Source organism: Pseudomonas sp. HMWF006 (assembly GCF_003061205.1).
In the GTDB taxonomy this organism is placed as follows: domain Bacteria; phylum Pseudomonadota; class Gammaproteobacteria; order Pseudomonadales; family Pseudomonadaceae; genus Aquipseudomonas; species Aquipseudomonas monsensis.
This window is the reverse complement of the sequence record NZ_QAIU01000309.1, coordinates 1,584-11,492: the sequence shown is the minus strand read 5'-3', so window position 1 is coordinate 11,492 and position 9,909 is coordinate 1,584. Positions and strand designations below refer to the sequence as shown.

Here is a 9,909-nt window from a genome sequence, read left to right as displayed (position 1 = left end):
GTGGTGATCTGTTCATTGGTCAGCGCGGAACCCAAGGCTTCCGGGTGCGGCGTTTGCGCCAGTCGACCTTCGCTGGTCACGCGCAGGCATTCACGTTCGATACCGTGAAGGCACTGTTCGAGCAGAGAGAGGTTGGCGCGCTCGCCGAGCAGAGCCAGGCGGCGGTTGAGAAGTTCGCTCAATTTGGATTCCTTCACGCGTCAGTCGCCCCAATATGGGGGTGGGCAGGACGGTCTACAAGGGTGAAGTTGAAACTGGCGTTTTCGCCTGGTTTTTGAGCCGTAAAGGCCCGTGCCGATCGCCAACTTCACTCCTTGAATCTGGCTATTGCGCGTGCGGAAAAGTTCGACGCCGCAGACACAGCGCCGAAATTAACTCAAATTGATGACCAGTAGCTACAGGACAGCGAACGTGCCTTGCGCTTTTGCGACCAGTTTGTCGCCCTGCATCACGTCGGCTTCGACCACCAATGTGCGGCGACCCGGGTGGATCACCCGGGCCGTGCACAGCACCTCGCCGTCGGATACGGCGCGGATGTAGTTGATCTTGCACTCGATGGTCGCGCTCTGCTGATCGAAGCCGTGGGTGCTGGAACAGGCCAGCCCCATGGCAATGTCGACCAGGCTGAACAGCGCGCCACCGTGCAACTTGCCGCCACGGTTGCGCAGTTCCGGTTCCAGCACCAGGGCGACTTGCGCCACCCCGGTTTCCAGGCTGTGCAGGCGGCAGCCCAACAGCTTGAAAAACGCGCTCTCGACGAGCCCGGCCGGAATCTCCATCAGCGTTTCTTCAACTGCTTGGCGTTGGCGAACAGCGAGGCCATCGCATTGTTCACCGGCGCGGCAGGAGCGGATTCCTTGCGTGGCGCGTTGCCCGAAGACTGGCGCGGCGCCGAGCCCGGACGCGAACCACGGGCACCGTCGATCTTCTCGCCCGGGGTGTCGCTCATGCGCATCGACAGGCCGACGCGTTTGCGCGGGATGTCGACTTCCATGACCTTCACTTTCACTACGTCACCGGCCTTCACCGCTTCGCGTGGGTCCTTGATGAATTTCTCCGACAGTGCCGAGATGTGCACCAGACCGTCCTGATGCACGCCGATGTCGACGAATGCGCCGAACGCGGTCACGTTGGTCACGACGCCCTCGAGGATCATCCCCAGTTGCAGGTCTTTCAGGTCTTCGACGCCTTCCTGGAACTCGGCAGTCTTGAATTCCGGACGCGGGTCGCGACCCGGTTTTTCCAGTTCTTGCAGGATGTCGGTGACGGTTGGCAGACCGAAGGTTTCGTCGGTGAATTTCTTCGGATCCAGACGCTTGAGGAACGCGGCATCGCCAATCAGCGAGCGAATGTCGCGGTCGGTTTCAGCGGCAATGCGTTGCACCAGCGGATAGGCTTCCGGGTGAACCGCCGAGGAATCCAGCGGGTTGTCACCGTTCATCACGCGCAGGAAACCGGCCGCCTGCTCGAAGGTTTTTTCGCCCAGACGTGCGACTTTCTTCAGTGCCGCGCGGGTTTTGAATGCGCCGTGTTCGTCACGGTGGGCAACGATGTTCTGCGCCAGGGTCGCGTTGAGGCCGGAGATCCGCGCCAACAGTGCCACCGAGGCGGTGTTCACGTCGACACCAACGGCGTTCACACAGTCCTCGACCACCGCATCCAGCCCGCGCGCCAGTTTCAGCTGCGAGACGTCGTGCTGGTATTGGCCGACACCGATGGATTTCGGGTCGATCTTCACCAGCTCTGCCAGTGGATCCTGGAGACGGCGGGCGATGGATACTGCACCACGGATCGACACGTCGAGATCCGGGAATTCCTTGGCCGCCAGTTCCGACGCCGAGTACACCGATGCACCCGCTTCGGAAACCATGACCTTGGTCATTTTCATGGCTGGGTATTTTTTGATCAGCTCAATGGCCAGCTTGTCGGTTTCGCGGCTGGCGGTGCCGTTGCCGATGGCGATCAGGTCAACCGAGTGCTTGGCGCACAGCGCGGCCAGAATGGCGATGGTCTGATCCCATTTGTTGTGCGGCACGTGCGGGTAAACCGTGGCGTGATCGAGCAGCTTGCCGGTGGAGTCGACCACGGCGACCTTGCAACCGGTACGCAGGCCCGGGTCGAGGCCCAGCGTGGCGCGCGGGCCGGCCGGCGCGGCCAGCAGCAGGTCGTGCAGGTTGTGGGCGAAGACGTTGATCGCCTCGGTTTCGGCGCCGTCGCGCAGCTCGCCGAGCAGGTCGGTTTCCAGGTGGGTGTAGAGCTTGACCTTCCAGGTCCAGCGCACCACTTCACCGAGCCATTTGTCGGCCGGGCGGTTCTGGTTCTGGATGCCGAATTGCTGGCCGATCATGCCCTCGCACGGGTGCATGGTGCCCGGCAGTTCGTCGCCGACTTTCAGCGAGGAGCTGAGAATGCCTTCGTTGCGGCCACGGAAAATCGCCAGTGCACGGTGCGACGGCATGCTTTTCAGCGGTTCGTCGTGCTCGAAGTAGTCGCGGAACTTGGCGCCTTCCTCTTCCTTGCCGGCAATCACGCGAGCGCTGATGGTCGCTTCCTGCTTGAGGTAGTTGCGCAGTTTTTCCAGCAGGCTGGCGTCTTCGGCGAAGCGCTCCATCAGGATGTACTTGGCGCCTTCGAGCGCTGCCTTCACATCGGCCACGCCTTTTTCGGCATCGACAAAACGTGCGGCTTCGGCTTCCGGGGACAGATTCGGGTCGTTGAACAGGCCGTCGGCCAGCTCGCCGAGGCCGGCTTCCAGGGCGATCTGGCCCTTGGTGCGGCGCTTTTGCTTGTACGGCAGGTACAAGTCTTCGAGGCGGGTCTTGGTGTCGGCGAGTTTGATATCGCGTTCGAGGGCCGGGGTGAGTTTGCCTTGCTCCTCGATGCTGGCGAGGATGCTGATGCGCCGTTCGTCGAGTTCTCGCAGGTAGCGCAGACGCTCTTCGAGATGACGCAGTTGGGTGTCATCGAGGCTGCCGGTGACTTCTTTCCGGTAACGGGCGATGAAGGGAACGGTAGAGCCTTCATCGAGTAGCGCGACGGCCGCTTCGACCTGTTGCGGGCGTACGCCGAGTTCCTCGGCGATGCGGCTGTTGATGCTGTCCATAAAACCACCTGACATAGTGTGAAAGCAGGCTCGCAGGCACGGAAATAAAGGCCCGGAGTCTGGTTGAGCGGCTAGAAAATTGCCGCTGCCTGGGTCAAAAGGCTCCCCATTGACCCGTGAAATCGAACAATTACTGCGCCGGTCCGGAAAAAATCGCGGCCACCTGCGGTAACGATTCAGACGTTGCCTGGCACAAAACGCCGCGCATTATAACCAGCGTTCTGTCATTCGGGGGTGTAGCAGTCTGTAGGCATAAACCCCGGTTTTCTGGCAGTGAAGGAAAAATCTGCTAACAATGCACACGGTGCGTATAACGGCAGCTACGCCATAATGCGCGCCGAGCTAAAAGGAGCATCCAATGAGCAGCACTGTAAATAATGCTGAAGGCGAAAAAATTCTTATTGTTGACGACGATCCGGGTCTGAGCAGCCTGCTGGAACGTTTTTTCGTCAGCAAGGGCTACCGCGCCCGTACCGTACCGAACACCGAGCAGATGGATCGTCTGCTGTCGCGTGAAGTCTTCAATCTGGTGGTCCTCGACCTGATGCTGCCGGGCGAAGACGGCCTGACCGCGTGCCGCCGTCTGCGGGCCGCGAACAACCAGATTCCGATCATCATGCTCACCGCCAAGGGCGATGAGATGAGCCGTATCAAGGGCCTGGAACTGGGCGCCGACGATTACCTGGCCAAGCCGTTCAACCCGGACGAGCTGATGGCGCGCGTCAAAGCGGTGTTGCGCCGCCAGGCCGCACCGGTCCCGGGCGCTCCGGGCAGCGAAGATGAAAACGTCACCTTCGGTGATTACGTGCTGTCGCTGGCTACCCGCGAACTGAAACGCGGCGATGAAGTGCACATGCTCACCACCGGTGAGTTTGCGGTACTCAAGGCGCTGGTGATGAACGCACGTCAGCCACTGACCCGCGACAAACTGATGAACCTGGCCCGTGGCCGCGAGTGGGATGCGCTGGAGCGTTCCATCGACGTGCAGATCTCCCGTCTGCGCCGGATGATCGAACCCGATCCGTCCAAGCCTCGCTACATCCAGACTGTCTGGGGCGTGGGTTACGTGTTTGTGCCGGATGGTGCCGCCACCAAGTGATCGGTGATTTGTAGGAGCGGGTCTGCCGGGGGCGGGTCGAACGGCCATTCCCGCAGACTCGCAATCCGCAATATGCGAGCATTGCTCGCTCCTGCAAGTGTGTAGCGGTTATTGATGAAAACCCCTGTCTGGTTCCCCCAAAGTTTCTTCTCCCGCACCCTTTGGCTGGTGCTCATCGTCGTGCTGTTTTCCAAGGCGCTGACTCTGGTTTATCTGCTGATGAACGAGGACGTGCTGGTGGATCGCCAATACAGCCACGGCGTCGCCCTGACGCTGCGCGCCTATTGGGCGGCTGACGAGGAAAACCGCGCAAAAATCGCCGATGCCGCGACCTTGATCCGGGTGGTCGGTGCCGGTGTGCCGGAAGGCGAACAGCACTGGCCGTACAGCGAGATCTACCAGCGCCAGATGCAGGCTGAGCTCGGTGCCGACACCGAAGTGCGTTTACGCATGCACTCGCCGCCAGCGCTGTGGGTGCGTGCGCCGAGCCTCGGTGATGGCTGGCTGAAAGTGCCGTTGTATCCACACCCGCTGCGTGGTCAGAAAATCTGGAACGTGCTCGGCTGGTTCCTTGCCATCGGTTTGTTGTCGACCGCCTCGGCGTGGATTTTCGTCAGCCAGCTCAATCAGCCGTTGAAGCGCCTGGTGTACGCCGCCCGGCAACTGGGCCAGGGTCGCAGCGTGCGTCTGCCGATCAGCGACACGCCGAGTGAAATGACTGAGGTGTATCGCGCCTTCAACCAGATGGCCGAAGACGTCGAACAGGCGGGACGTGAGCGTGAACTGATGCTGGCCGGTGTCTCTCACGACTTGCGCACGCCGCTGACGCGCCTGCGCCTGTCGCTGGAGTTGATGGGGGATCATAACGACCTGACCGACGACATGGTGCGCGACATCGAAGACATGGACGCGATTCTCGACCAGTTCCTTGCGTTCATTCGTGATGGCCGCGATGAGTCAGTGGAGGAGGTGGATCTCAGCGATCTGGTGCGTGAGGTGGCAGCACCTTACAACCAGAATGAAGAGAAGGTGCGTTTGCGTCTGGAGCCGATCCAGCCATTCCCGCTGCGGCGGGTTTCGATGAAGCGCCTGTTGAACAACCTGATCGGCAACGCCTTGAACCATGCGGGCGGCAGTGTTGAGGTGGCGGCGTATGTGTCCGGCGACACCAGCGCGCCGTACGTGGTCCTGAGCGTGATGGATCGTGGCGCGGGCATCGACCCTGCGGAGCTTGAAGCCATCTTTAACCCGTTCACCCGTGGCGACCGCGCCCGTGGCGGCAAAGGCACCGGGCTGGGCCTGGCGATTGTGAAGCGGATTGCTTCGATGCATGGCGGCAATGTCGAGCTGCGCAATCGCTCCGGGGGAGGACTGGAAGCGCGAGTACGCTTGCCGTTGGGGTTGATGCTTCCTCGGGATGCGGTATAGGAGCAGCGGCGAGTTTCAAGCGGCAAGCGGCAAGCAAAAGTGTTTTTTACTTGCCGCTTGAAACTTGCCGCTCGAAGCTGCTTTTCAGCCCTTGCCTTTGGTGCGGGTCATGTTCGGCCCGCCGTTCTTCTCAAGGTGCTCGATGATGATCCCCGCCACGTTCTTGCCCGTGGTGGTCTCGATCCCTTCCAGCCCAGGCGACGAGTTCACCTCCATCACCAGCGGCCCGTGATTGGAACGCAGAATATCCACACCCGCCACCGCCAGGCCCATGACCTTGGCTGCACGCAAGGCGGTCATGCGTTCTTCCGGAGTGATCTTGATCAGGCTGGCGCTGCCGCCGCGATGCAGGTTGGAGCGGAACTCCCCCGGCTTGGCCTGACGCTTCATGGCCGCGATCACCTTGTCGCCGACCACGAAGCAGCGGATGTCCGCACCGCCGGCTTCCTTGATGTATTCCTGGACCATGATGTTCTGCTTCAGGCCCATGAATGCTTCGATCACCGACTCCGCCGCCGTCGCGGTTTCGCACAGCACCACGCCGATGCCTTGGGTGCCTTCCAGCACCTTGATCACCAGTGGCGCGCCGTTGACCATGTCGATCAGGTCGGGAATGTCATCCGGCGAGTGAGCAAACCCGGTCACCGGCAAGCCGATGCCTCGCCGTGACAGCAGTTGCAGCGAGCGCAGTTTGTCCCGCGAACGGGCGATGGCCACCGACTCGTTCAGCGGGAACACGCCCATCATTTCGAACTGGCGCAACACCGCACAACCATAAAACGTCACCGACGCCCCGATCCGCGGAATCACCGCATCGAAGCCTTCCAGCGGTTTGCCGCGATAGTGGATCTGCGGCTTGTGACTGGCGATGTTCATATAGGCGCGCAAGGTGTCGATCACGACCATTTCATGCCCGCGCTCGGTTCCGGCTTCGACCAGACGGCGGGTGGAATACAGACGCGGGTTCCGCGACAGCACAGCGATCTTCATGCAACACCTGTGGAGGAGGTAGATACCGGGAACACCGGCTTGTCTTGTACATATTTGATGCCCGGATTGACCACCAGCTGGCCATCGATCAGGGCTTTGGAACCGAGCAACAGGCGATAGCGCATGGACTTGCGGCAGGCGAGGGTGAACTCGACCGGCCAGACCCGATCGCCCAAGGCCAGGGTGGTGCTGATCACGTAGCGCACCTGGGCATGGCCGTTGGAGCTTTTAATGGTTTTGCGCGTGACCAGCGGTGCTTCGCAACGCCGGTGACGCAACTGCACCACCGTGCCGAGGTGCGCGGTGAAGCGCACCCACTTCTCGCCGTCGCGTTCGAACGGTTCGATGTCGGTGGCGTGCAGGCTGGAGGTGCTGGCACCGGTGTCGATTTTTGCGCGCAGGCCCGCAACTCCCAGATCCGGGAGCGCCACCCACTCGCGCAGACCGACAACGGTCAAATGGTCAAATGTCTTCAATGGAAAAAACCAACAATTAACGCGTCCACGCCTCAGGTGATACCTGGGCCAACGCTTTGAATGCAGGCTTGGCGAACCAGAACCCCTGCATCAGAAATATTCCGCAATCCGCCAGGAAGTCCCGCTCGCCGGCGCGCTCTATGCCTTCGGCAATGACTGTAACGTCCAACTCCGCACAGATTGTGACAATCCCCCGAACGATAGCCTGACGGACACGGTCTTGATCGACATCGCGAATCAGCGCCATGTCGAGTTTGATCAGATCCGGTTGAAAATCAGCCAGCAGATTCAGCCCCGAAAAACCGGCACCGAAATCGTCGATGGCCGTCTTGAAGCCGAATTCGCGGTATTCACGCAGAATATTGGTCAAATGGCGATAGTTATCTACGTGCTCGCTTTCCAGGGTTTCGAAAATCAGCCGGTCGATCGGGAAATTGTGTTTCTTTGCCGCTTCCAGCGTGCTGCGTATGCATGACTCTGGACGATAGACGGCGTTGGGCATGAAGTTGATCGACAAGTGTGTCTGCATATTAAGACTGGCCGCACCTTCGATGGCGCGGGTCCGGCAGAGCTGATCGAAACGGTAACGGTTGTCTTCTGTAACTTGATCTAACACCGTCAACGCGCCTTCACCGGCGGTCCCTCGAACCAGCGCCTCGTGGGCGAAGACCGCCTGTTCGCGCAGGTCCACGATGGGCTGATAGGCGAAGGCAAAATCGAAGCCCAGCGGCTCGCTGTGCCGGCAACCCTGGCAACCCGCTTTGGGCGAGGTCAACGAAGACGGGAGTCTGGTCACTTGATCACTCCATGCCGGTCAACCGGCCAGGATCTCAGTTTATCTGGAGGGCTGGGTTCTTGCGCCCGACAGAATCGGTAGTACAGTTCCGACTACTGGCTGAACGAGGAATTCATATGGCGCAAAAACAGGAAGAGGACGACAAGGTCCGTCTCGATAAATGGTTGTGGGCCGCGCGGTTTTACAAAACCCGTGCCTTGGCCAAAGCGGCGATCGAGAGTGGCAAGGTGCATTGTCGGGGCGAGCGGTGCAAACCGGGCAAGGAGCCGCGAATCGGCGATGAGTTCGAGATCCGCACCGGGTTCGAAGTGCGCACGGTTCGGGTCGAAGCGTTGTCGATCGTGCGTCGTGGCGCGCCGGAAGCGCAGACGCTGTACGCAGAGACCGAGGCGAGTAGTGCCAAGCGCGAAGCCGCGGCGGCGATGCGCAAGGCCGGTTCTCTGGGCGTGAGCACCGACGGCAAGCCGAGCAAGAAGCAGCGGCGGGACCTGTTTAAATTTCGTGGGAACAGTAACGACGCATGATTGTGGCGAGGGAGCAAGCTTCCTCCCTCGCCCCAGGCAGTGCGCAAAACTGTCAGTTTGCTGCGGATACCACACTCATCCGCGAAACCATCGGCAACTTGCCCAGCAGCGCGAAGATCGGCGCTGTCACCTTCAGCCAGAAATTCGACGCGTGCCAGGCAAACGGCGTGTAATAACCCCAGCCCAATGCCCACACCGCCAGCAGTAAACCGCCGATGTAATCGTCCTGGCCCCAATGCGCGCCCGCCACCAGGCGTGGCAGCATGAACAACAGCGCCAGGCCCCAGATGCTCAGGAACTGGCCAACCGTACGACTGAACACGCCCATGAACAGGGCCCAGATCAACAGTACCGAAGCATGGTCACCGGGAAAGCTCTGGCCCGAACGGTCCTTCAGCTCCCAGGTTTTTTCCATATGCGGGAAGTAGTCGCTGATGTGCACTGCGCCTTCAAGCACCATCGACGGGCTGCTGTGCTGCCAGTCCATGTGGTCGGCAAACTTGGAAAACAGCGCGCGGATGACCACCATCAGCAGCAGGATCGAGAAAAAACCAAAGAACGCGCGACGCACGTCAATCGCCTTGAATACCCAGTCACCCTTGATCAACAACGTCAGCAGAATGATCCCGACGACGATGTCAAACGGGCGCAGGCTTGCAATTGCCCAGATGTGGAGCCATATCGGGTTGCTGGCCAGCGGTGCATTGAGCGAGCGGAACAGCCACTCGTCGAAAATCACACACAGCATCTGGCCCGTAGGCCATAACCAGAAAGCCAGTAGTGCCAATGGCACCACGTTACACAGAACCAGCCGGCCGAGGTTCCACCTTGATTGGAACAAACCCGGATTGTTCATAAAATGCCTCCCATGGCTAAGCATCGGCACCAAAAAAAGTGCCAAGAAACGAAATTTTCACGTTTTGTAACCATTTTGTCATCACATTCAGATACCCAGACCTATGACCGACCTACCGGATACCGATTACACCCAACGCTTCATCTTCGATGACAGCGACACGCGCGGCGAACTGGTTGCGCTGGAACGCAGCTACGCCGAAGTCCTTGCCAAGCACCCGTACCCGGAGCCGGTGGCGCAGCTGCTGGGCGAATTGATGGCGGCCGCCTCGTTGCTGGTGGGCACCCTGAAATTCGACGGCTTGCTGATTCTGCAGGCGCGTTCCGAAGGGCCGATTCCGCTGCTGATGATCGAATGCTCCAGCGAGCGCGAGATCCGTGGCCTGGCGCGTTACAACGCCGAGCAGATCGCGCCGGACGCCACCCTTGCCGACCTGATGCCGGGCGGCGACCTGACCCTGACCGTCGACCCGACGATCGGCCAGCGTTACCAGGGCATCGTCGACCTTGACGGCGACAACCTGTCTGAGTGCTTCACCAATTATTTCGTCATGTCGCAACAGGTCGGCACGCGCTTCAAGCTGTTCGCCGACGGCCGTCGTGCGCGCGGGATGCTGCTGCAACAGCTGCCGGCCGAC

The 9,909-nt window shown here is 60.5% G+C and carries 10 protein-coding genes and 1 pseudogene; 4 read left to right on the top strand and 7 right to left on the bottom strand.

All coding sequences use genetic code 11. The annotated features are described in order from the left end of the window. The 3 genes and pseudogenes from DBR24_RS12695 to DBR24_RS12685 form a co-directional block, all read right to left on the bottom strand. Window positions 1–182 (bottom strand): annotated as a pseudogene (locus DBR24_RS12695) (glutamate--cysteine ligase); the annotation flags it as partial. A gap of 213 nt (window positions 183–395) precedes the next feature. Further along, window positions 396–779, bottom strand: coding sequence for a PaaI family thioesterase (locus tag DBR24_RS12690; RefSeq protein ID WP_007917925.1), 384 nt, complete (start codon window positions 777–779; stop codon window positions 396–398). Beyond that, complete coding sequence (locus DBR24_RS12685; RefSeq protein WP_128614929.1) at window positions 779–3,103, bottom strand: Tex family protein; 2,325 nt, start codon at window positions 3,101–3,103, stop codon at window positions 779–781. Before DBR24_RS12685 ends, DBR24_RS12690 begins: the two co-directional genes overlap by 1 nt. 358 nt (window positions 3,104–3,461) lie before the next feature. On the opposite strand from DBR24_RS12685, the gene ompR reads away from it, so the two are divergent. Both ompR and DBR24_RS12675 read left to right on the top strand, forming a co-directional pair. Continuing rightward, complete coding sequence (gene ompR / locus DBR24_RS12680; protein ID WP_123470549.1) at window positions 3,462–4,202, top strand: two-component system response regulator OmpR; 741 nt, start codon at window positions 3,462–3,464, stop codon at window positions 4,200–4,202. Window positions 4,203–4,316: 114 nt separating this feature from the next. After that, on the top strand, window positions 4,317–5,630 hold the full coding sequence (locus DBR24_RS12675; protein ID WP_123470551.1) for an ATP-binding protein: 1,314 nt from the start codon (window positions 4,317–4,319) through the stop codon (window positions 5,628–5,630). An 84-nt stretch (window positions 5,631–5,714) separates the two neighbouring features. On the opposite strand, the gene rimK is transcribed toward DBR24_RS12675, so the two are convergent. The 3 genes from rimK to DBR24_RS12660 are packed head-to-tail and all read right to left on the bottom strand — an operon-like array spanning window position 5,715 to window position 7,892. Continuing rightward, window positions 5,715–6,620 carry a 30S ribosomal protein S6--L-glutamate ligase gene (gene rimK, locus DBR24_RS12670; protein ID WP_007949201.1) on the bottom strand — a complete coding sequence of 302 codons (906 nt, stop codon included), beginning with the start codon at window positions 6,618–6,620 and terminating at the stop codon, window positions 5,715–5,717. Further along, window positions 6,617–7,078, bottom strand: coding sequence for an ATP-dependent zinc protease (locus DBR24_RS12665; RefSeq protein ID WP_171057267.1), 462 nt, complete (start codon window positions 7,076–7,078; stop codon window positions 6,617–6,619). Before DBR24_RS12665 ends, rimK begins: the two co-directional genes overlap by 4 nt. 34 nt (window positions 7,079–7,112) lie before the next feature. Then, window positions 7,113–7,892, bottom strand: a complete 780-nt coding sequence (locus DBR24_RS12660) for an EAL domain-containing protein (RefSeq protein ID WP_128614928.1) — start codon at window positions 7,890–7,892, stop codon at window positions 7,113–7,115. A gap of 116 nt (window positions 7,893–8,008) precedes the next feature. On the opposite strand from DBR24_RS12660, the gene DBR24_RS12655 reads away from it, so the two are divergent. Beyond that, a complete protein-coding gene (locus DBR24_RS12655; protein WP_123470555.1) occupies window positions 8,009–8,416 on the top strand; it encodes an RNA-binding S4 domain-containing protein in 408 nt (135 codons plus the stop codon). Window positions 8,417–8,468: 52 nt separating this feature from the next. On the opposite strand, the gene DBR24_RS12650 is transcribed toward DBR24_RS12655, so the two are convergent. Beyond that, entirely contained in the window at window positions 8,469–9,272 is an 804-nt protein-coding gene (locus tag DBR24_RS12650; protein ID WP_128614927.1) for a phosphatase PAP2 family protein, read from the bottom strand. 103 nt (window positions 9,273–9,375) lie between these two features. Here DBR24_RS12650 and DBR24_RS32060 point away from each other — a divergent pair. After that, on the top strand, window positions 9,376–9,909 hold a 534-nt coding region (locus DBR24_RS32060), incomplete at its 3' end, for an Hsp33 family molecular chaperone HslO (RefSeq protein WP_256591438.1).

Excerpts from the sequence above, each read along its gene's own strand:
- DBR24_RS12690 (WP_007917925.1), bottom strand. The coding sequence starts at position 779 with ATGGAGATTCCGGCCGGGCTCGTCGAGAGCGCGTTTTTCAAGCTGTTG.
- DBR24_RS12685 (WP_128614929.1), bottom strand. The coding sequence starts at position 3,103 with ATGGACAGCATCAACAGCCGCATCGCCGAGGAACTCGGCGTACGCCCG.
- ompR (WP_123470549.1), top strand. The coding sequence starts at position 3,462 with ATGAGCAGCACTGTAAATAATGCTGAAGGCGAAAAAATTCTTATTGTT.
- DBR24_RS12675 (WP_123470551.1), top strand. The coding sequence starts at position 4,317 with ATGAAAACCCCTGTCTGGTTCCCCCAAAGTTTCTTCTCCCGCACCCTT.
- rimK (WP_007949201.1), bottom strand. The coding sequence starts at position 6,620 with ATGAAGATCGCTGTGCTGTCGCGGAACCCGCGTCTGTATTCCACCCGC.
- DBR24_RS12655 (WP_123470555.1), top strand. The coding sequence starts at position 8,009 with ATGGCGCAAAAACAGGAAGAGGACGACAAGGTCCGTCTCGATAAATGG.
- DBR24_RS12650 (WP_128614927.1), bottom strand. The coding sequence starts at position 9,272 with ATGAACAATCCGGGTTTGTTCCAATCAAGGTGGAACCTCGGCCGGCTG.